Annotated in this window: 21 protein-coding genes and 1 tRNA gene; 19 read left to right on the top strand and 3 right to left on the bottom strand. The window is 72.2% G+C overall.

Annotated features, from left to right (window positions below):
- Positions 1-50 precede the first annotated feature (50 nt).
- The 16 genes from tilS to J3P30_RS05075 all read left to right on the top strand — a co-directional run bounded on the left by tilS (position 51) and on the right by J3P30_RS05075 (position 15,806).
- Positions 51-1,088: a tRNA lysidine(34) synthetase TilS gene (gene tilS / locus J3P30_RS05150; RefSeq protein WP_210479885.1), complete on the top strand. Its 1,038-nt coding sequence runs from the start codon at positions 51-53 to the stop codon at positions 1,086-1,088.
- Positions 1,075-1,638: a hypoxanthine phosphoribosyltransferase gene (hpt, locus tag J3P30_RS05145; protein WP_210479884.1), complete on the top strand. Its 564-nt coding sequence runs from the start codon at positions 1,075-1,077 to the stop codon at positions 1,636-1,638. The genes tilS and hpt overlap by 14 nt, the downstream gene beginning before the upstream one ends.
- Before the next feature lie 74 nt (positions 1,639-1,712).
- Positions 1,713-3,719, top strand: a complete 2,007-nt coding sequence (gene ftsH, locus J3P30_RS05140; RefSeq protein WP_210479883.1) for an ATP-dependent zinc metalloprotease FtsH — start codon at positions 1,713-1,715, stop codon at positions 3,717-3,719.
- A complete protein-coding gene (folE, locus tag J3P30_RS05135) occupies positions 3,719-4,294 on the top strand; it encodes a GTP cyclohydrolase I (protein ID WP_210479882.1) in 576 nt (191 codons plus the stop codon). The genes ftsH and folE overlap by 1 nt, the downstream gene beginning before the upstream one ends.
- A complete protein-coding gene (folP, locus tag J3P30_RS05130; protein ID WP_210479881.1) occupies positions 4,287-5,102 on the top strand; it encodes a dihydropteroate synthase in 816 nt (271 codons plus the stop codon). The genes folE and folP overlap by 8 nt, the downstream gene beginning before the upstream one ends.
- Positions 5,099-5,935 (top strand): dihydroneopterin aldolase, encoded by an 837-nt coding sequence (folB, locus tag J3P30_RS05125; protein ID WP_210479880.1) that lies wholly within the window; start codon positions 5,099-5,101, stop codon positions 5,933-5,935. Before folP ends, folB begins: the two co-directional genes overlap by 4 nt.
- Positions 5,932-6,411 (top strand): DUF3180 domain-containing protein, encoded by a 480-nt coding sequence (locus J3P30_RS05120; protein ID WP_210479879.1) that lies wholly within the window; start codon positions 5,932-5,934, stop codon positions 6,409-6,411. The genes folB and J3P30_RS05120 overlap by 4 nt, the downstream gene beginning before the upstream one ends.
- A 4-nt stretch (positions 6,412-6,415) precedes the next feature.
- Positions 6,416-6,898, top strand: coding sequence for a PH domain-containing protein (locus J3P30_RS05115; RefSeq protein ID WP_210479878.1), 483 nt, complete (start codon positions 6,416-6,418; stop codon positions 6,896-6,898).
- Complete coding sequence (locus tag J3P30_RS05110) at positions 6,895-8,442, top strand: PH domain-containing protein (RefSeq protein ID WP_307807401.1); 1,548 nt, start codon at positions 6,895-6,897, stop codon at positions 8,440-8,442. Before J3P30_RS05115 ends, J3P30_RS05110 begins: the two co-directional genes overlap by 4 nt.
- The gene (locus tag J3P30_RS05105; RefSeq protein WP_210479877.1) at positions 8,442-9,188 is read left to right on the top strand and encodes a DUF2520 domain-containing protein; all 747 of its coding nucleotides are present in this window, start codon (positions 8,442-8,444) and stop codon (positions 9,186-9,188) included. The genes J3P30_RS05110 and J3P30_RS05105 overlap by 1 nt, the downstream gene beginning before the upstream one ends.
- Entirely contained in the window at positions 9,185-10,060 is an 876-nt protein-coding gene (gene panC, locus J3P30_RS05100) for a pantoate--beta-alanine ligase (protein ID WP_374058540.1), read from the top strand. Before J3P30_RS05105 ends, panC begins: the two co-directional genes overlap by 4 nt.
- 158 nt (positions 10,061-10,218) lie before the next feature.
- Positions 10,219-11,664 carry a lysine--tRNA ligase gene (gene lysS / locus J3P30_RS05095; RefSeq protein WP_210481872.1) on the top strand — a complete coding sequence of 482 codons (1,446 nt, stop codon included), beginning with the start codon at positions 10,219-10,221 and terminating at the stop codon, positions 11,662-11,664.
- A 13-nt stretch (positions 11,665-11,677) separates the two neighbouring features.
- A complete protein-coding gene (locus J3P30_RS05090) occupies positions 11,678-11,824 on the top strand; it encodes a hypothetical protein (protein ID WP_210479876.1) in 147 nt (48 codons plus the stop codon).
- 50 nt (positions 11,825-11,874) lie between these two features.
- Complete coding sequence (locus J3P30_RS05085; protein ID WP_210479875.1) at positions 11,875-12,048, top strand: hypothetical protein; 174 nt, start codon at positions 11,875-11,877, stop codon at positions 12,046-12,048.
- A gap of 132 nt (positions 12,049-12,180) precedes the next feature.
- Positions 12,181-14,673: an ATP-dependent Clp protease ATP-binding subunit gene (locus tag J3P30_RS05080; protein ID WP_210479874.1), complete on the top strand. Its 2,493-nt coding sequence runs from the start codon at positions 12,181-12,183 to the stop codon at positions 14,671-14,673.
- Between the two features lie 161 nt (positions 14,674-14,834).
- Complete coding sequence (locus tag J3P30_RS05075) at positions 14,835-15,806, top strand: helix-turn-helix transcriptional regulator (protein ID WP_210479873.1); 972 nt, start codon at positions 14,835-14,837, stop codon at positions 15,804-15,806.
- On the opposite strand, the gene J3P30_RS05070 is transcribed toward J3P30_RS05075, so the two are convergent.
- Positions 15,796-17,472, bottom strand: coding sequence for an amylo-alpha-1,6-glucosidase (locus tag J3P30_RS05070; protein WP_246852710.1), 1,677 nt, complete (start codon positions 17,470-17,472; stop codon positions 15,796-15,798). The two genes, J3P30_RS05075 and J3P30_RS05070, sit on opposite strands and share 11 nt — an antisense overlap.
- A gap of 153 nt (positions 17,473-17,625) precedes the next feature.
- On the opposite strand from J3P30_RS05070, the gene J3P30_RS15085 reads away from it, so the two are divergent.
- The gene (locus J3P30_RS15085) at positions 17,626-18,132 is read left to right on the top strand and encodes an amino-acid N-acetyltransferase (protein ID WP_307807400.1); all 507 of its coding nucleotides are present in this window, start codon (positions 17,626-17,628) and stop codon (positions 18,130-18,132) included.
- A 59-nt stretch (positions 18,133-18,191) separates the two neighbouring features.
- On the top strand, positions 18,192-18,836 hold the full coding sequence (locus J3P30_RS05060; RefSeq protein WP_210479870.1) for a hypothetical protein: 645 nt from the start codon (positions 18,192-18,194) through the stop codon (positions 18,834-18,836).
- A 36-nt stretch (positions 18,837-18,872) separates the two neighbouring features.
- Here J3P30_RS05060 and radA read toward each other — a convergent pair whose 3' ends face one another.
- A complete protein-coding gene (radA, locus tag J3P30_RS05055; RefSeq protein WP_210479869.1) occupies positions 18,873-20,255 on the bottom strand; it encodes a DNA repair protein RadA in 1,383 nt (460 codons plus the stop codon).
- A gap of 129 nt (positions 20,256-20,384) precedes the next feature.
- On the opposite strand from radA, the gene J3P30_RS05050 reads away from it, so the two are divergent.
- A tRNA-Ser gene (locus J3P30_RS05050) sits at positions 20,385-20,474 on the top strand.
- 219 nt (positions 20,475-20,693) lie between these two features.
- Here J3P30_RS05050 and J3P30_RS05045 read toward each other — a convergent pair.
- Complete coding sequence (locus tag J3P30_RS05045) at positions 20,694-20,909, bottom strand: hypothetical protein (RefSeq protein ID WP_210479868.1); 216 nt, start codon at positions 20,907-20,909, stop codon at positions 20,694-20,696.
- Positions 20,910-21,046 lie beyond the last annotated feature (137 nt).

The following is a 21,046-nucleotide window of genomic DNA, read 5'->3' as shown; positions in this document are numbered from 1 at the left end:
AGTCGGATGGGCGGATGGGGAGGTGTCCGCGGACGCAATAACGTTAGTGGATGCCCTCCCGGCCACGTCTGACGCCGGCGATCGCCGACGTGCGCCGGGCTGTCCGCACCGCTTTCGCGCCCCTGGGCGCCGGTGACGCGCGGCTGCTGCTGGTGGCGCTGAGCGGGGGCGCGGACTCCCTGGCCCTGGCGTCCGCCACCGCCTTCGAGGCTCCCCGGGCGGGATTCCGTGCGGGCGCCGTCGTCGTCGACCACGGCCTCCAGGACGGATCGGCGGACGTCGCCCGGCGCGCCCGCGACGAGGCGGAGGCGCTGGGACTCGATCCCGTCCTCGTCGTCCGGGTGACGGTCGACGGTCCAGGCGGGCCCGAGGCCGCGGCGCGCGACGCCCGCTACCGCGCCCTCCGGGAGGCCGCGGAGGCGACCGGCGCCGTCCGGGTCCTGCTCGGGCACACGCGCGACGACCAGGCGGAGACGGTCCTCCTGGGTCTCGCGCGCGGCTCCGGCCCGGATTCCCTCGCCGGCATGCGCACCGACAGCCCGCCGTGGCTCCGCCCGCTCCTCGACATCCCGCGCAGCGCCACCGAGGCCTGCTGCGCGGACCTCGGCCTCGAGCCCTGGACGGACCCGCACAACGCGGACGAGCGCTACCGCCGCGTCCGCGTCCGTCGCAGGGTGCTGCCGGTCCTCGAGCGCGAGCTCGGCCCCGGCGTCGCGGAGGCCCTCGCGCGGACCGCCGAGCAGCTCCGGGAGGACGCCGCCGCCCTCGACGCGCTCGCCGACGAGTGGGTGATCGAGATCGCGGAGCACGCCGAGGCGGGCATCGCCCTCCCGGTGGCCGCCCTCGAGGCGAACCCGCCCGCCCTCCGCCAGCGCGTGATCCGGCTCGCCGTGGAGAACGAGTTCGGCGTCACGCCGAGCAGAGCGCAAACCCTCGCGGTCGCGCGGCTGGTCAGCGACTGGCACGGTCAGGGAGCCGTCTTCCTCCCCGGGATTACAGTGGAGCGACGGGAGGGGCGTCTGTGCTTCTCCGCCGCGCCCGGTCCGCACCACGAGCCTGGAGGTACGCCCCCCGATGATCCCCGCTGAGATCCAGGACGACCTCGTCGACCTCCTGTTCACCGAGGAGCAGATCCAGGCGCGGATCGCGGAGATGTGCCGGGAGATCGAGCGGGACTACGCGGGGCAGGACCTCCTCCTCGTCGGCGTCCTGAAGGGCGCCGTCATGGTCATGGCCGACCTGGCCCGCGAGCTCACCCTTCCCGTGCAGATGGACTGGATGGCGGTCAGCTCCTACGGCTCGAGCACGCAGTCCTCCGGCGTCGTCCGCATCCTCAAGGACCTCGACACCGACCTGCAGGACCGCCAGGTGCTCATCGTCGAGGACATCATCGACTCGGGGCTCACGCTCTCCTGGCTGCTCGAGAATCTCCGCTCCCGCGGGCCCAAGTCGGTCGAGGTGTGTGCTCTCCTCCGCAAGCCGGAGGCCGCCAAGATGCGGGTGGATCCGCGGTACATCGGCTTCGACATCCCCAACGAGTTCGTCGTCGGATACGGGCTCGACTACGCCGAGCGGTACCGGAACCTCCGGGGCGTCGGGATCCTCGCGCCGCACGTGTACTCGACGCCCTCCGATTAGGGGGGCGTCTCCGGGTTCGCCCTAGGGAAACAACCGGATGAGGCCCAGAAACCGGGCTGTACCCTTGTCGCATCATGGACCTGAAGCGCATCTTCCGAGGCCCGATCCTCTACATCGTGATCGCGGTCATCGTCGTGTGGGTGGGGTCGAGCCTGCTCACCGGCTCGGGCTATCGGCAGATCACCACCCAGCAGGGTCTCGAGCTGCTCCAAGGCGACAACATCTCCGCCGTCAAGATCATCGACGGCGACAACCGAGTCGACATCACCCTGCAGCGCGCCGATCCCGAGTTGGGCAAGCAGGTGCAGTTCTACTACGTCACTCCCCGTGGGGAGGACGTCATCGCTGCGGTCGACGCGTCCAGCCCGTCGGAGGGCTTCGACGACGAGGTCCCGCAGCCGAGCTGGTTCTGGTCCGCGCTCAGCTTCCTCCTGCCGCTCCTGCTCATCGGCGCCTTCTTCTGGCTGATGCTCTCCGGCATGCAGGGCGGCGGCAACCGCGTCATGCAGTTCGGCAAGTCCCGCGCCAAGCTCGTCTCCAAGGAGAGCCCGAAGGTCACGTTCAAGGACGTCGCGGGCGCCGACGAGGCGATCGAGGAGCTCCAGGAGATCAAGGACTTCCTCAAGGAGCCCGCGAAGTTCCAGGCGCTCGGCGCGCGCATCCCGAAGGGCGTCCTGCTCTACGGCCCTCCCGGCACCGGCAAGACCCTGCTCGCCCGCGCCGTCGCGGGTGAGGCGGGCGTCCCCTTCTACTCGATCTCCGGTTCCGACTTCGTCGAGATGTTCGTCGGCGTCGGCGCGAGCCGCGTCCGCGACCTGTTCGAGCAGGCCAAGAACAACGCGCCCGCGATCATCTTCGTCGACGAGATCGATGCGGTCGGCCGCCACCGCGGCGCCGGCCTCGGCGGCGGGCACGACGAGCGCGAGCAGACGCTCAACCAGCTGCTCGTCGAGATGGACGGCTTCGACGTCAAGACCAACGTCATCCTCATCGCGGCGACCAACCGCCCCGACATCCTCGACCCCGCCCTGCTCCGCCCGGGCCGCTTCGACCGCCAGATCGGCGTCGACGCCCCCGACCTCAAGGGCCGGCAGAAGATCCTCGAGGTGCACTCGAAGGGCAAGCCGATGGCCCAGGGCGTGGACCTCGAGGTCCTTGCCCGCAAGACGCCCGGCTTCACCGGCGCGGATCTCGCGAACGTCCTCAACGAGGCGGCACTGCTCACCGCGCGCTCGGGCGCTCAGCTCATCGACAACCGCGCGCTCGACGAGGCCGTGGACCGCGTCATCGCGGGACCGCAGCGCCGTAGCCGCGTGATGAAGGACAACGAGAAGCTCATCACCGCGTACCACGAGGGCGGTCACGCCCTCGTCGCGGCCGCGATGAACCACACCGATCCGGTGACGAAGATCACGATCCTCCCGCGCGGCCGCGCGCTCGGCTACACGATGGTGCTGCCGCTCGAGGACAAGTACTCGGTCACCCGCAACGAGCTGCTCGACCAGCTCGCCTACGCCATGGGCGGGCGAGTCGCCGAGGAGATCGTCTTCCACGACCCGACGAGCGGCGCCTCGAACGACATCGAGAAGGCCACCGGCACCGCCCGGAAGATGGTGACGGAGTTCGGCATGAGCGCCCGGGTCGGCTCGGTCAAGCTGGGGCAGTCCTCGGGCGAGATGTTCCTCGGCCGTGACATGGGCCACCAGCGCGACTACTCCGAGGAGGTCGCGGAGCTCGTGGACGCCGAGGTGCGGACGCTCATCGAGAGCGCGCACGACGAGGCCTACCAGGTGCTGACCGAGAACCGGGAGATCCTCGACCGGCTCGCGCTCGCGCTGCTCGAGCAGGAGACCCTCGACCAGAACCAGCTCGCAGACATCTTCGCCGACGTGAAGAAGCTCCCGGAGCGGCCGCAGTGGCTCTCCAGCGACAAGCGGCCCGTGTCCGACCTGCCCGCCGTCCAGATGCCGCGGCCGAAGGCGCCCATCGACGCGGGCGCCGTCGACGGCGGCGTCGACTCCGAGCCGAGCGGCCCGACGCGGGCGCGGCCGAAGATCAAGCCGCGACCCGCCACCGCCTAGTGCCCTTCGACGAGGCCCGGGCCCGGGCCGCCGTCGAAGAGCTCCTCGCCGCGCTCGGCGCCGACCGCCCGGACCTCGCCGGCACCCCCGGCCGCGTCGCGGAGGCGTACGCCGAGATGCTGTCGGGGACGGACGTGGACGCCGCGGCGATCCTCGCGGACGGGACGGTCGCGCTCGCCGAGCCGCCGTCCGAGACCGTCGCGCTGCGCGACATCCCCTTCCGGTCCGTCTGTGAGCACCACCTGCTGCCGTTCGCCGGCACCGCGGGCGTCGCCTACCTCCCTCGGGACAGCGTGGCCGGGCTCGGCCGCATCGCCCGCGCCGTGGACGCCGTCGCCTCCCGGCTGCAGCTCCAGGAGCGGCTCACCGAGGAGTTGGCGACCGCGGTGGAGGCGGGCCTCGCCGCCCGCGGCGTGCTGGTGGTCCTCTCGGCGTCCCACTCCTGCCTCTGGGCGCGCGGCTCCCGGACCGCCGGCGCCTCGGCCGTCACCGTGGCGGCCCGTGGGGACTTCGCCGACCCCGCTCTGCGCGCCGAGGCGTTCGCGCTCCTCACCGGTGGAGGCCGGGATGCCTGAGCGGCCCCTCGTCTTCGGCATCCTCAACGTCACGCCCGACTCGTTCAGCGACGGCGGCCGCTTCGCCGACCCCGATGCCGCGGTGAGGCAGGGACTGCGGCTGGTCGCCGACGGCGCGGACTGGGTGGACATCGGCGGGGAGTCGACGAGGCCCGGCGCCGGGCGCGTGGCTGCCGAGGAGGAGCAGCGTCGCGTCCTCCCCGTCGTCGCCGCGCTCGCCGAGCAGGGGGTTCGCGTGAGCATCGACACGATGAACGCGGACACCGCCCGCGCCGCGCTCGCCGCGGGTGCCGGGATCGTCAACGACGTGTCGGGCGGGCTGGCCGACCCCGCCATGCCCGAGGTCGTCGCGTCCGCCCGCGTCCCGTTCGTCGTCATGCACTGGCGCGGGCACAGCGCGGCCATGTCCGCCCGAGCGGTCTACGACGACGTGGTGCTCGAAGTGCGCGACGAGCTCGCCGCGCGCGTGCAGGCGCTGATCGACCAGGGGATCGCCGCCGATCGCATCGTGCTCGACCCGGGCATCGGCTTCGCCAAGGAGTCCGAGCACAACTGGCGTGTGCTCGCCGGCCTGGGCGCGCTCCAGGAGCTCGGTCATCCCCTCCTCGTCGGCGTCTCCCGGAAGCGGTTCCTCGGCGGCCTGCCGTCCCTCTCGGGGGCCGAGGACCCGGCCGCGCGTGACCTCCCCACCGCCGTCACCAGTGCGCTGCTCGCGCTCCAGGGCGTGTGGGCGGTCCGCGTCCACGACGTCGCGGGAACCGCGGCCGCGCTCGACGTCGTCGACGCGTGGCGGGGGGTGCCCGCGTGAGCGACCGCATCCGCCTGCGCGGGCTGCGCGTGTTCGGCCGTCACGGCGTGCTCGCCCACGAGCGCGCCGAGGGGCAGGACTTCCTCATCGACCTCGACCTGAGGGTGGACCTGCGCGCGGCCGCGGCGTCGGACGACGTGAGCGACACCGTGCACTACGGCGAGCTGGCGGAGGAGGTCGCCGCCGTCGTGGCCGGCGACCCCGTCGACCTGATCGAGACCCTGGCCGCCCGGATCGCGGACACCGTGCTTCGCCACGAGCGGGTCCGCGAAGTGCGGGTGACGGTGCACAAGCCGCACGCGCCGATCACGGTAGCGTTCGAGGACGTGAGCGTCGTCATCCGCCGGGTCCGGCCCGAGCCCGTCGTGATCGCGCTCGGCAGCAACCTCGGGGATCGGCAGGCGCTGCTCGCCTCCGCTGTCGAGCGGCTCCGAGCCCTCCCCGGCCTCACCGTGACCGCGGAGTCGCCGGCCCTCGAGACCGTCGCCGTCACCCTCGCCGGAGAGGATCCCGGCAAGCCCGGGTACCTGAACCAGGTCGTCGTCGGCCTGAGCGACCTCGGGCCCCGGCGGCTCCTGCGGGAGCTCCTCTCGATCGAGCGCGCGCACGGGCGCGAGCGCACCGAGCGCTGGGGGGACCGCACGCTCGACCTCGACCTCATCGCCTACGGCGACCGGCGCACTAGCTCCGGGGAACTGCAGCTGCCGCATCCCCGCGCGGCCGAGCGCGAGTTCGTGCTCCGTCCGTGGCTCCTGGCGGATCCCGACGCCGTCCTCCCCGGCGTGGGCCGGGTGGATGCTCTGCTCGCAGCGCTCACCGGGGCGGACGCATGAGGCGGACCGGCTTCGCCCTGCCGGCCGCCCTCGCCGTCGCGGGAGCGGTGCTCGGCTGGCTGCTCGAGGTCGGCCTCGCCGCCGGCGGGCGCCCGGCTCTCGTCCCGCCGTACACGCTCCCGGTGGCGCTCGCCGCGATCGGCGCGGCCGTCGTCGCCGCGGGGTGGCCCATCCGCCAGCTCCTCCAGGGCAAGGCCCGGCGCCGCGTGGACCCCTTCCGGGCGATGCGAGTGCTGCTCCTGGCGAAGGCGTCGACGCTCGCCGGCTCCCTCCTCGGCGGCATGGCGATCGGCGTCGGGATCTACTTCCTGAGCAGGCCGGTCCTGCCGCCGGTCGGCGCGCTCCTCGCGACCGCGGTCACGATCCTCGCGTCCGCGGCGCTCGTCGGGTGCGGGCTGCTCGTCGAGCACTGGTGCCGGCTCCCGCCGGAGGACGAGGCGGAGGCGACGCCCGCCCTCGATCTGCCGAGAGAATAGGCGCATGGTGACAGGGGTGGAGCCGGCCGCCGGCGAGTGGAGGCGGGTCTCCCCGAAGCAGATCGGCGTGGAGCTGGCGGGAGCCGCCGGCAGCACGCTCTTCGCCGGGGCCCTCGCCGTCGGAGCGTACGTCGTCGGCATCGGCTTCATGGCCGCGGTGTTCGGCGCCGCCGCGCTCATCGCGCTCGCCATGATGGCTGTGGTGCCGCGGCGCGTCCGCTCCTACGGGTACCAGCTCCGCGAGGACGACCTGCTGTTCCGCCGTGGGCTGCTCTTCCAGCGCTTCGTCGCGATCCCCTACGGCCGCATGCAGCTCATCGACATCAACCGGGGGCCCCTGTCCCGGGCCCTCGGCCTCTCCGAGCTCAAGTTCGTCACGGCCGCGGCCGCGACGGGGGTGACGATCCCGGGCCTTCCCGAGGCGGAGGCCGAGGAGCTGCGCGACCGTCTCGTCGAGCTCGCCGAGACGCGCCGGGTCGGGCTGTGACGGACACTCCCGATCTGCCCCTCGCGGCAGGGACGCCGGCGACCGAACCGGGCGCCCTCGCGGACGGCCGGTGGCACCGTCTGCACCCGGCCACCCCGCTCCTGCGCGGCGGGGTGGCGTTCCTCGCGGTGCTCGGCCTCCTCGTCGCGAACTTCCGCGACCGTTTCCTCGAGCTGGTCGTCGGGTTCCAGGAGGAGGACCCGATCGACCTGCTGATCGATCGCGGGCTGCTGCTCCCCGCCCTCGGGATCGTCATCGCCCTGCTCCTGGTCGGGCTCGTCGGCTTCTACCTGTCCTGGCGCTTCCACCAGTTCCGGGTCACCGACGAGGTCGTCGAGATGCGGTCCGGGATCCTGTTCCGCACGCACCGCCAGGCGCGCCTCGACCGCATCCAGGGCATCAGCATCAGCCGCCCGTTCTTCGCCCGGCTCTTCGGCGCCGCGCGGCTCGAGGTGTCCGTGGCCGGCCAGGACGCGAACGTGCGCCTGGCCTACCTCGGATCGGCACCCGCCGACGCCCTGCGCCGGGACGTGCTCACGCTCGCGTCGGGCGCGCAGCGAGGCGGCGCCGAGGCCGTCGCCGAGGCGCGCACGGGCCTCCTCGAGCGCCGCGTCGGCGAGCTCCTCGCGCCCGAGCTCGATCCCGCGGAGGCGCCGCCCGAGTCGGTGGTGCACATCCCGCCCGGGCGGATCGTCGGCTCCCTGCTCCTCAGCGAGGCGACGGTGTTCCTCGTGCTGTTCCTCGGCCTCGGAGTGCCGTGGGCCGTGCTCTCCGGCAACTGGTTCTTCCTGCTCGGCGCGTTCCCCGCCGTGATCGGCATGGGCGGCTTCCTCGTGAACCGGTTCACCCGCAGCCTCCGCTACAGCATCGCGGGCACGCCGAACGGGGTCCGGGTCGGGCACGGACTCCTGTCGACGAGCAACCAGACGATCCCACCGGGCCGCATCCACGCGATCTCCGTCCGGCAGCCGCTGCTGTGGCGTCCCGCCGGGTGGTGGCAGATCACGACGAACCTCGCGAGCACGCGCCTCGGCTCCGGCGGCGCCACCCCCGCCACCACGCTGCTCCCGGTCGGCACGCGGGCCGACGTCGCGCGGGTCCTCGCGCTCGTCCTTCCCGACCTTCCCGGCGAAGACCCCGGGGGACACCTGCTCGAGGCGGGGATGATCGGCCGCGGCGGGGAGGACGGCTTCGTCAACGCGCCGCAGCGGGCCCGCTGGCTGCGGCCGTTCTCCTGGCGCCGGACCGGCTTCACCCTCACCGCGTCCGAGCTCGTCCTGCGCCGCGGGGCGGTCTGGCGCTCGCTCGTCTTCGTCCCCCAGGCCCGCCTGCAGAGCGTGGCGCTGGTCCAGGGGCCGCTGCAGCGCTCGCTCGGGCTCGCCGGGCTGCACGCCCACACCGTGGCAGGCCCGATCCTGCCGCGACTCGAGGTCATCGACCAGGGCACCGCGGTCGTCCTGTTCCAGGACCTCGCGGCCGCCGCGGTCACCTCGGGCGCCGCCGACACGACCCACCGCTGGAACTCGGCGAGGGGAGCCGTCTGATGCGCGCCCGATCCGGGCGCCTCGGAGTCGGCGTGGTGGGCGCGGGTCGCGTGGGCGCCGTGCTCGGAGCGGCGCTCGCCGGAGCGGGACATGCCGTCACCGGAATATCGGCGATCTCGACCGCGAACCGCGAGAGGGCGGAGGCCCTCCTGCCGGGCGTGCCCATCCTCCCCGTGCCGGAGGTCGTGGAGCGCAGCGAGCTCGTGCTCCTCGCCGTCCCCCCGGATGAGCTCCCCGGCCTCGTCGACGGCCTCGCCGCAACAGGAGGCTGGCAGGCCGGTCAGCTCGTCGTGCACACCGCCGCGCGGTACGGCACCCGCGTCCTCGCGCCGGCCACGGCCGCCGGCGCGATCCCGCTGGCGATCCATCCGGCGATGTCCTTCACGGGGACGAGCCTCGACCTCACCCGCCTCGCCGAGACCTGGTTCGCCGTCACGGCGCCCACGCCGGTCCAGCCCATCGGACAGGCCCTCGTCGTCGAGATGGGCGGCGAGCCGGTCCTGATCGCCGAGGAGGACCGGCCGGTCTACGCCGAGGCGATCGAGACGGTGTCCACCTTCTCGCGCTCGGTCATCGAGCAGGCGGCACGCATCCTCTCCGGCCTCGGCGTCGAGGCACCCGGTCGGGTGCTCAGCTCGCTCGCGCGGTCGACCGTCGAGGACGCGCTGAGCCGGGCCCAGCCGGATAGCATCGATCTGGCCGATCTTCCCCCTGACGGCTTCGACGAGCTGCGGGAGGACCAGTGACCGGCCCGGTCGTGGCGTCGGACATCGACGCCATCCGCTCCGCGGTGCGCACCGCCCGCGCCGCCGCCGCGCAGCGCGGCACCCCGACGCCGCGCGTCGCGCTCGTCCCGACCATGGGGGCGCTCCACGACGGTCACCTGGCCCTGGTCCGCCATGCCGCCTCCCTCGCCGACATCGTCGTGGTGTCGATCTTCGTCAACCCGCTCCAGTTCGGCCAGCCGGATGACCTCGCGCTGTACCCGAGGGACCTCGAGGCCGACGTCGCCGCGCTCGCCGGGGAAGGCGTCGACCTCGTGTTCGCCCCGACGGAGCGGGCGATGTACCCGGACGGGCCCACGGTCGTCCGCGTCACCGGGGGACCGGTGGCGAACGACCTCGAGGGGCGCAGCCGGCGCGGGCACTTCGAGGGCGTCCTCACCGTCGTGGCGAAGCTCCTCAACATCGTCGGGCCCGACGTGGTCGTCTTCGGGCAGAAGGACGCGCAGCAGGTGTTCCTGGTGAAGCGGATGGTGCGCGACCTCGACTTCCCGGTGACCGTCGAGGTGGTCGAGACCGTGCGGGAGTCAGACGGCCTCGCGCTCTCCAGCCGCAACCGGCGGCTCGATCCACGGGCCCGGATCGCGGCCCGCGCGCTGTCCTCGGCGCTGGAGGCGGCGGCCTCCGCCGCCGATCGGGGCGTCGACGCGGCGGTCGCCGCGGCCCAGTCGGCCCTGATGGGGGAGCCGCTCGTGCAGCTCGACTACCTCGCGATCGTCGACCCCGCCACCTTCCAGCCGGTCGACGACGACCACCGCGGGCGCGCTCTCGCCGTCATCGCCGCCACCGTCGGCGGCACCCGCCTGATCGACAACGAGCTCATCGTCCTCGCCTGACCGGGTCGCCGTCGCGCCGGGTCTCCTGCGCCGCCCGAGGGGGCGGACCTCGTCCCGGCGCGCGGTAGCGTGGACGGGCCCCACCACCGCCGAGGAGATCCCGCGTGACCGACCAGTCCCTTGCCGCCGAGCCCACCGAGGCCGAGGTCAGCGAGCAGATGGCGGTCCGCCTGGAGAAGCGGCGCCGACTCCTGGGCGAGGGGGCCGAGGCCTATCCGGTGGGCGTCCCGGTCACCGACACCATCGGCGCCGTCCGTGCCCGCTTCGGCGACCTCGAGCCCGACCAGCGCACGGCCGTCACTGTGAGCCTCGCCGGCCGAGTCGTGCACCAGCGGATCACCGGCAAGCTGGTCTTCGCCGCCCTGCAGTCGGGGGAGGGCGAGCGCCTCCAGGTGATGCTGAGCCTCGCGGAGGTGGGCCAGGAGTCGCTGGAGCGGTGGAAGGACCTCGTCGACCTCGGTGACCTCGTGCAGACGGCCGGGGAGGTCATCGCCTCCCGCCGCGGCGAGCTGTCCGTCCTCGTGTCGTCGTGGGCGATCGCGTCCAAGGCGCTGCGCCCGCTGCCCAACCTGCATGCCGAGCTCAGCGAGGAGACCCGCGTCCGCGCTCGCTACCTCGACCTCATCGTCCGCGAGCAGGCGCGGGAGACCGTCCGCGCCCGCGCGACGGTGGTCGCGTCCCTGCGCGCGACCTTCGCCGAGCACGACTTCCTCGAGCTCGAGACGCCGATGCTGCAGGTGCAGCCGGGCGGCGCCACGGCGCGGCCCTTCATCACGCACAGCAACGCCTTCGACACCGACCTCTACCTGCGGATCGCGCCCGAGCTCTACCTCAAGCGCGCCGCCGTCGGTGGGCTCGAGCGGATCTTCGAGATCAACCGCAACTTCCGCAACGAGGGCGCGGACTCCACGCACTCGCCCGAGTTCGCGATGCTCGAGGCGTACCAGGCCTACTCGGACTACAACGGCATCGCCGACCTCACGCAGGAGCTCGTGCAGAAGGCCGCCCTCGCGGTCGCCGGCTCGACGGTCGTGACCTGGGCCGACGGGACGCAGTACGACCTCGGCGGCGAGTGGGCGCGGATCGGGATGTACGAGTCCCTCAGCGAGGCCGTCGGCGAGGAGATCACACCCGCCACCCCGCTCGGCCGGCTCGAGCAGCTCGCGGCGGAGGCCGAGATCGAGCTCGAGCACCCCCTGCGGGGCAAGTGGGTCGAGGAGCTCTGGGAGCACCACGTGAAGCCGGGCCTCACCGCCCCGACCTTCGTGCGGGACTTCCCCGTGGACACGTCGCCCCTCGTCCGCGACCACCGGAGCCGGCGCGGCGTCGTCGAGAAGTGGGACCTCTACGTGCGCGGCTTCGAGCTCGCCACCGGCTACTCGGAGCTCACCGACCCGGTCATCCAGCGGGAGCGCTTCCTCGAGCAGGCGCGCCTTGCCGCCGGCGGGGACCCGGAGGCCATGCGCGTCGACGAGGACTTCCTCCGCGCCCTCGAGCACGGCATGCCGCCGACCGGGGGGATGGGGATGGGCATCGACCGGCTCCTCATGGCGCTCACCGGCCTCGGCATCCGCGAGACGATCCTCTTCCCCCTCGTCAAGTGACCCGAGGAGCCCCGTGAACCAGCTGCCGAAGGATCCGTTCCGCGACAAGGACAAGCCCGAGGGCCCGTCGATGACCCGCATCGCGGTGTGGCTCGTCGTGGGCGGCTTCGGCGCCTACCTGCTGGTGACCGGGATCATCGGGATCCTCAGCGGCCGGTAGACCCCGCACCCGGCATTCCCCCTGCTTCCGGGGCGTATCCTGATCGGGTCATGGACAGCGTCTGGGGAGCCATCTGGGGCATCGTGCCGACCATCGTCGTCGGTTTGATCTTCTGGTTCATCCTCTGGTCGATCATCCGCATCGACCGCCACGAGCGGAAGGCGCAGGCGAAGATCGAGGCGCAGGAGCGCGCCCGCCTCGCCTCCCGGTCCCCCTCGTCCTGATCCGGCGCTCCACGGAGAAACGGGGCCGACAAGGGGTCACGCCGCCAGCGAACAGCGGATGATCCGGTGATCCCCGTCGTTAACCTTGCTGTATCGACGCCGTCCCCCTGCACGGCGTCGGGGGAGAGTGACATGTTCGAGAGATTCACCGATCGAGCCCGCCGTGTCGTCGTCTTGGCCCAGGAAGAGGCCAAGATGCTGAACCACAACTACATCGGCACCGAGCACATCCTGCTCGGCCTCATCCACGAGGGTGAGGGCGTCGCGGCGAAGGCTCTCGAGTCGCTGGGCATCTCGCTCGACGCGGTGCGCGAGCAGGTCCAGGACATCATCGGCCAGGGCCAGCAGCAGCCGACGGGGCACATCCCGTTCACGCCGCGGGCGAAGAAGGTGCTGGAGCTGAGCCTCCGCGAGGCGCTCCAGCTCGGCCACAACTACATCGGCACCGAGCACATCCTGCTCGGCCTCATCCGCGAGGGCGAGGGCGTCGCCGCCCAGGTGCTCGTCAAGCTCGGCGCGGACCTCAACCGCGTCCGCCAGCAGGTCATCCAGCTGCTCTCCGGCTACCAGGGCAAGGAGGCGATCGCCGTAGGGGGCGAGAACCAGCAGGCCGCCCAGCAGGGCTCGCAGGTCCTCGACCAGTTCGGCCGCAACCTCACCCAGGCCGCGCGCGAGGGCAAGCTCGACCCGGTCATCGGGCGCGAGAAGGAGATCGAGCGGGTAATGCAGATCCTGTCCCGCCGCTCCAAGAACAACCCGGTGCTCATCGGTGAGCCGGGCGTCGGCAAGACCGCGGTCGTCGAGGGCCTCGCCCAGGCAATCGTGCGCGGCGACGTCCCGGAGACGCTGAAGGACAAGCAGCTCTACACGCTCGACCTCGGCTCGCTCATCGCCGGCTCCCGCTACCGCGGCGACTTCGAGGAGCGCCTCAAGAAGGTCACCAAAGAGATCCGCACCCGCGGCGACATCATCACCTTCATCGACGAGATCCACACGCTCGTCGGCGCGGGTGCCGCCGAGGGCGCGATCGACGCGGCGAGCATCCTCAAGCCGCTCCTCGCGCGCGGCGAGCTGCAGACCATCGGCGCCACGACGCTCGACGAGTACCGCAAGCACTTCGAGAAGGACGCCGCGCTCGAGCGCCGGTTCCAGCCGATCCAGGTGAACGAGCCGTCGCTGCCGCACGCGATCAACATCCTCAAGGGCCTCCGCGACCGCTACGAGGCGCACCACAAGGTGTCGATCACCGACGGCGCCATCGTCGCCGCGGCGAACCTCGCGGACCGCTACATCCAGGACCGCTTCCTGCCGGACAAGGCCATCGACCTGATCGACGAGGCGGGCGCCCGCCTGCGCCTGTCGATCCTGTCGGCGCCGCCGGAGCTGCGCGAGTTCGACGACAAGATCGCCGTCGTCCGCGCCGCGAAGGAGACCGCGATCGAGGACCAGGACTTCGAGAAGGCCGCCGGCCTGCGCGACGAGGAGAAGCAGCTCCTCGCCGAGCGCCTGCGCCTCGAGAAGAAGTGGAAGTCGGGCGACATCGCGACGCACGCCGAGGTGGACGAGGGGCTGATCGCCGAGGTGCTCGCGCAGGCGACCGGCATCCCGGTGTTCAAGCTCACCGAGGAGGAGAGCTCGCGGCTCATCTTCATGGAGAAGGCGCTGCACGAGCGCGTCATCGGCCAGGAGGAGGCCATCTCGGTCCTCGCCAAGACGATCCGCCGCACGCGCGCCGGCCTGAAGGACCCGAAGCGTCCGTCCGGCTCGTTCATCTTCGCCGGGCCCACGGGTGTCGGAAAGACCGAGCTCGCGAAGGCGCTCGCGGAGTTCCTCTTCGACGACGAGAACGCGCTGATCTCCCTCGACATGAGCGAGTACGGCGAGAAGCACACCGTCTCGCGGCTGTTCGGTGCCCCTCCCGGGTTCGTCGGCTTCGAGGAGGGCGGCCAGCTCACCGAGAAGGTGCGCCGCAAGCCGTTCAGCGTCGTGCTCTTCGACGAGATCGAGAAGGCGCACCCGGACATCTTCAACTCGCTCCTCCAGATCCTGGAGGAGGGACGCCTGACCGACGGTCAGGGCCGCGTCGTCGACTTCAAGAACACCGTCATCATCATGACGACCAACCTCGGCACGAAGGACATCGCCGGTGGCCCGGTCGGCTTCGTGATGGAGGGCGACACGCAGACCGGCTACGACCGGATGCGGGCGAAGGTGACCGAGGAGCTCAAGAAGCACTTCAAGCCGGAGTTCCTCAACCGCGTCGACGAGATGATCGTGTTCCCGCAGCTGACCCAGGACGAGCTCCTGCAGATCGTGGACCTCTTCATCAAGCGTCTCGGCGTCCGCATGCTCGACCGCGACATGACGGTCGAGCTCAGCGAGGCCGCCAAGCGCCAGCTCATCAAGCTCGGCTTCGACCCCGCCCTGGGCGCCCGGCCCCTGCGCCGCGCCGTCCAGCACGAGATCGAGGACCGGCTGAGCGAGAAGATCCTGCACGGCGAGCTCACCTCGGGCGACCACGTCCAGGTGGACTTCGCGGACGGGCAGTTCGTCTTCACGACCGGCAAGCGCGGCGAGATGGCCGTGGCGGGCGCCGCCAAGGCGGAGCTCACGACGGGCGAGTAGGACTCTCCCTCCGCAGCGAAGCGGGATCGGCCCCGGCCGGTCCCGCTTCGTCGTCTTCAGATTCCCAGCGCTTCCCCGGGTCCAGCCCTCGGATGCCGATCGCTCACTAGGTATTGTTGGCCGGTCCGCCTAGGGACCGACCAGCTGAGAAAGGGGGAGGCATGCCACCCGCCGCGACCAAGTACGCGCTGTTCCAGGCCGACGACCTCGCCTCCGCCAACGCCGCCATGCGCAGCGTCCGACCCACGGTCGCGATGCTCGCGCCCGACGCGGAGGAGCCGCTGGCCTACACCCACGAGGCGTACGGCTTCCCGGGCCTCCGCCTGGCGTCGCTGTCGATCGGGGGGACCGTCCTCGCCGGAGTCGGCGAGGAGGACGCGGTGACCGTGGTGTGGACCACCTCCGGCCGGCTGCGCTACGACTACCGGAACGCGGGCGGGGACCAGACCGACCGCATCGCCCTCGCCCCAGGCCCCGTCCTCCCGAACAACCCTGGGTCGGCGACCGTCGTCATGGAGGACGCCGCGCTCCAGGTCGCCACGATCGACCGCGCCCGGCTGGAGGACACCGCCCGCACCCTGTACGGCGACGACGAGTTCCGCGTGCAGTTCGCGGGCCCGCGGCCCCTCTCGCCGCAGCTGGCGGCGTTCTGGACCAAGGCTCAGGAGATCACCTGGAAGCTCGTCGCCGAGGGAGCGGCTGAGCATCCGATGATGCGCGCGTCCCTGTTCCGCAGCATGGCGGTCGCGACCCTCGAGTCCTTCGCTCTGATGGGCGACCAGGAGCGGCGGTTCCGGACCGTCATGGCGCAGACGAACGCCTACCACCGCGGGGTGCGGTTCCTCGAGGACCACGCCTCGCTGCCGGTCACGATCGACGACGCCGCCCAGGCGGCGGGGGTTCCCACGCGCAGCCTGCTCCGCGCCTTCCAGGCGCACTCGCCCGAGGGGCGGACGCCCGCCGAGCACCTGCGCCGGGTGCGGCTGGATGCCGCGCACGCCGACCTCGTCTCGCGGCGCGGCAGCACGGTTCGCGAGATCGCGCTGCGCTGGGGCTTCGCCGATCCGAGCGCCTTCTCGCGCGCCTACAAGGCCGTGTACAAGGTGACGCCCGGCACCACCCTCAGTCGCTGACCGGCGGCAGCAGGTAGTCGGACGCGAGCACCAGGAACACGCTCGCGGTCCACGAGTACGCGCGGTCGCGCAGGCCCGCTCCGGTCACCGCGTCGAAGTTCTCGGCCATCCCGGACTCGGCCACCATCGCACAGAAGCCCTCGGCGATGCCCCGCGCCAGCTCGAGCTCGCCGCCGTCGCGCAGCCCGTCCACGAGCAGGAGGGTCGACGGCGCCCAGATCGGCCCGCGCCAGTAGCCGTCCGGCTCGTAGAGCGGGCTCGAGACGGCCTCGGTCGCCGGTCCGTGCTCGGTGAGGAAGCCGCCCGTCCGCAGGCGCTCGACCGCCGCCCCGAACACCTCGCGGGGCAGCCGGCGGCCGAGCACGAGCGGCAGGAGCAGCTGGAGCGACTCCGACGGGACCGCCTCGCCGGTGAGCGCGCTGCGGGCCAGGAAGCGGTCCCCCGTCCACAGCTCGTCGAGCAGCGCGGCCTGCAGCCCGCTCGAGGTCTCCGTCCACCGCCGGGCCGCCTCGTCGTCGCCGAGCTTTCCCGCGACGATCGCAAGTGCCTCCGTCTGCAGGACGAGGAAGGCCGCGAGCTCGGGGGACTCGACCGGCACCCCCGCGGCGAAGACGGTGCTGTTGTCCCAGCCCGAATCGTTGCCGTGGTAGTAGTGCGGCAGGCGGCGACCCGGCGCGACGCGCTCGCGCAGCCACCATTCGGTCCACGAGGCGAGCGGCGGGTAGGCCTCGCGCAGCCAGCTCTCGCCCACTGACCCGCGCTCGAGAAGCCGCAGCAGGGCCCATCCGTGCACCGGCGGCTTCGTGAAGGTGTAGGTGCGCGTCCCGTCGTTGATCGAGTCGGGGAGGTTCCCGTGCCTGCTCTGGTGGTCGAAGATCGTGAGGAGCTGGTCCCGCGCGAGCACCAGGCGGTCGCGCAGCGCGAGCGCGTTGAAGCAGTGGTCCCAGCTCCACACGTTCACCATCCAGTTCTTGGACATGTACATGGATGGCCGCCGCAGGTGACCGGAGCGCCCCACCAGGGACGACCAGGTCACGTACGCGGCGAGCTCGCGCGCCTCGGCCAGGTGTGACGGTGCGGGCGGCGCGCCCTCGAGCCACTCGGGGAATCCCGGGACACCGTCCGGGCCGCCGTCGGAGCGCTCCGGAAGCTCCGGCTCGTTGCGCAGCTCCTCGACCTCCACCACGGTGCCGGGATCGGCCACGATCCGGACGAGGGGACTGCGCAGTCCGTCCCAGGTGGACTCGGATCGCGCCGCTCCCGCCACGACGCGCAGGAGGAGGGTCGTGCCCGAGGCGAAGTGGAGATAGCGCCACTCCTTGTTTGACACCTGCACGAGCGTGTCGTACGGGCTCGGCGCCCTCGCGCTGAGCAGGAGGCCGACCCCGGACGCGGCGAGCCGGAGGACGGACGGATCGGCGAAGCGGACCTCGATGTCGCCCTCGCCCGCACGCAGGCGGAGCCGCTCGGGCGTGAACTCCGCCTCTGCGGACGCCTCCGCTCCGGCCACGAGCGGATGCAGCTCGAGCAGCTCGCGGTGCTGCACACCTCCGCGCACCGTGCGGAGGGAGACCGTGCTGGACACCTGGTCGTGCCCGGACAGGTAGGACAGCGCGAGGTAGGAGCCCGCTGCCGAGAAGGGAACGTGACGGAGGTCGTAGGGCATCGTCGTCCTCGGATCGGTCCGGTCGGGGGGGCGCGAACGTGCAGCTTTCGGCTCGGCGGCGCGTCCTCCTCCATCCTCCGGGACGGACCGCGGCACTCGCCGCTCTCCCGCCAGGGATTTCCGGCCGCGGGCGCCGACCGGGAGAATGAGCCGGTGACCGCCTCCTTCTCCGTGCGCCCCGCGCGGACGGGTGACGTGCCGCAGATCTTCGCCCTCGTCGAGCCGCTCGTGCAGCAGCGCATCCTCCTCGGCAAGGAGCTGGTCGCGTTCTACGAGGCGGTGCAGGAGTTCGTGGTCGCGGTCGACGAGGACGGCGGTCTCATCGGCTGCGGCGCCCTGCACGTGATGTGGGACGACCTCGGCGAGGTCCGCACGCTGGCCGTCGCTCCGGGCCACCTGCGCAGGGGCGTCGGCCATGCGATCCTCGAGCGCCTCGAGGAGAAGGCGCGCGAGCTGGGCCTCTCCCGCCTGTTCTGCCTCACGTTCGAGGTCGACTTCTTCGGCCGGCACGGCTTCTCGGCGATCAGCGAGAGCCTCGTCAGCCCGGACATCTACGCGGAACTCGTGCGCTCCGCGGACGAGGGCGTGGCCGAGGCGCTCGATCTCGCCCGGGTCAAGCCGAACACCCTGGGCAACACGCGGATGGTCAAGCACCTCTGAACCGGGGACTCTCCGGCAGAATGCCGGGTCCGGGCGGCGGCCGTGTCTAACCTGACCGCATGTCCTTCCGGAACCCGGTAGGCCCGCAGCCCGCCTCCGTGTACTGGCGCCGGCGGATTCTCGTGCTGCTCGGCCTGATCGCCGCCATCGCGGTCGTCGTCCTCATCGTGGTCCGGCCGGGGGCGAACGCAGCCCCCGCGGACCCCTCTCCCTCTCCCGATTCCACGGCCGCCGCAGAGCCGTCCGCCGCTCCGGCGGCCACCCCCACCCCCACCGCTGCGGCGGACCCGAGCGCGATCGCGGCGTGTGCGCCGGGTCAGGTTTCGGTGACGGCGGTGACGGACAAGACGACCTACGGCACCGAGGAGCTGCCGCAGCTCTCGTTCACGATCGCCAACGTCGGCGCGGCGCCCTGCACGCTCAACGTGGGCACCACCGCTCAGGTGTTCACGATCACGAGCGGCAGCGACACGATCTGGACGTCGACGGACTGCCAGACCGGCGCGGTCGACCAGCCGGTGACGCTCGCGCCGGGCACCCCGGCCTCCTCGTCGCCGTTCTCCTGGGAGCGTCAGCGGTCGAGCCCGGAGACCTGTGGCGAGGCGGACCGGCCCACGGTCGGGGCGGACGGCGCCTCGTACCACCTGAGCGTCAGCGTGGGCGGCTTCGAGTCGGCCGAGAGCGCGCAGTTCATCCTCGGCTAGCTCGACGAGCGGCCGGGACACGGCCGCCCGCTCGGCTCAGCGCAGCGCGGTGAGGCCGCCGTGCCGCGGCGGCGCTTCCTTCGCCGCGGTCAGCGCGTAGTGGACCGCCGCCTGGGCCGAGCGCATCGCGTCGTCGATGAGGACGCTGAAGCCCATTCGCTCCGCCTCGGACTCGCGCTGCTTCGCCGACGAGACGGGCCGGATCTCGCCGGCGAGGCTGATCTCGCCCACGGCCACCACGTCGTTCCGGATGGGGGAGTCGGCCGCGGCGCTCGCGACGGCGAGAGCGATGGCGAGGTCGGCGGCGGGCTCCGTGAGACGGACGCCGCCCACGGTCGAGACGTAGACGTCGGCCTGCCCGAGCTTGACCCCTGCCCGCCGTTCGAGGACGGCGAGCAGCATGGCGACGCGGCTCGAGTCGACCCCGTTCGTGACCCGCCGCGGCTGCGGTGCGGACGTCGGGACGACGAGCGCCTGCACCTCGACGGGGAGGGCACGACGCCCCTCCATGGCGACGGTGGTGCACGTGCCGCTCACCGGCACAGGGTTCCGGCTGAGGAAGAGCGCACTGGGATCCGGCACCTCCGCGAGGCCGACCCCGTTCATCTCGAAGCAGCCGACCTCGTCGGTCGGACCGAAGCGGTTCTTGAGGGCGCGCACGAAGCGCAGCGCCGTCTGCCGGTCGCCCTCGAAGGTGCAGACGACGTCCACGAGGTGCTCGAGCAGTCGCGGCCCAGCGATCGACCCGTCCTTCGTGACGTGGCCGACGAGCAGGAGCGGCAGGTTGCGCTCTTTGGCCACGCGGATCAGGGTCGACGCGACCTCCCGCACCTGCGCGGGGCCGCCCGCAATGCCGTCGGCCTCCGAGCTCGACACCGTCTGCACCGAGTCGACGATGAGCAGCTGCGGGTCGACGTCCTCGATCTGACCGAGGACGGATGCGAGGTCGGTCTCCGCCGCCAGGTACAGCTCGCGCTGCAGGGCGCCCGTCCGCTCCGCGCGCACCCGGACCTGCCCGACGGACTCCTCCGCCGTCACGTACAGGACCCGTGCCCCGGTCGCCGCGGCCCGGGATGCGACCTCGAGGAGAAGCGTGGACTTGCCGACCCCGGGCTCGCCGGAGAGGAGGATCGCCGCGCCGGGGACGAGTCCGCCGCCGAGGACGCGGTCGAACTCGGCGATCCCGCACGGCCGATGGCGCGCGTCGGCCGTCGTGACGTCGGAGATGGACCGGGCGCGCCGCTCGGGGGCGACCGCCACGGGCTGCAGCGACCGCAGCGCTCCGGTGCGCTCCATCGCCTCCTGGACGGTGCCCCACTGCTGGCACTCCGAGCAGCGGCCGACCCACTTGGCCGCCCGCCATCCGCACTCGGTGCAGCGGTACGCGAGAGTGGTCGACGCGGAGGAGGCCTTGGGCATGCGCTCACCCTAAGCGGGGCCGGCGACACGTCCCCGAAGGGACGCGGAGGTCGGGCGGCTACGGCTGGGCGCGGTCGCGGGGAGGGGGCGGTTCGCGACCGACTCCGCCGGTCGCGTACACTCGACGGCGGTAGCGTGTCCGAGCGGCCTAAGGAGCATGTCTCGAAAACATGTGTGGGGGCAACTCCACCGTGGGTTCAAATCCCACCGCTACCGCCACACTGAAGCCCCTCAGCTCCGCGTGATTCCGCGGTGCGAGGGGCTTCAGCCCTGTCTGGAGCCTCCCGCCCCGCAAGCTCGATTCCCGACAACGCGTGAAGCCTGTCCCCGGGAAGGCCTTCACCGAGGTGGAGGACCGCTACAGGGTGTACGCCGCCGCACGGGCCCGTTCCCGCTGCGGTACCTCAACGACTACTCGCAGACGGTGACCCCCCAACGTCAGGCCCAGAGCCCGAGGAGTCCGCCGACGAGTCCGAGGATCGCTCCGACGATCGCGAGGACGAGGGCTTTCGGGTCGCCACCCTCCATGTTCTCCAGGTTGAGCGTTCCATCCCGGTTGTCGATCACTCTGGGACTGCGGCGGTAGGCGCGAACGGCACCCCACACGACGAGTACGAATCCGGCGACGAGGAGCACTATCTGCAGGACGACCATCAGAAGGCACGGTAGCCGCGCCCCGCAGATCCCCCACAACTACCCACGATCCATGGCCTATAAGCGTGAACTTGGAGCAGTGTCGTACCGCGTAATCTTGCGCATCCGGGCTCTCGGGCCTGTGCTCTTGCGGCTCT

The sequence above is a fragment of the Naasia sp. SYSU D00948 genome (assembly GCF_017916515.1).
GTDB lineage: Bacteria > Actinomycetota > Actinomycetes > Actinomycetales > Microbacteriaceae > Naasia.
This window is presented reverse-complemented; position numbering and strand designations above follow the sequence as displayed.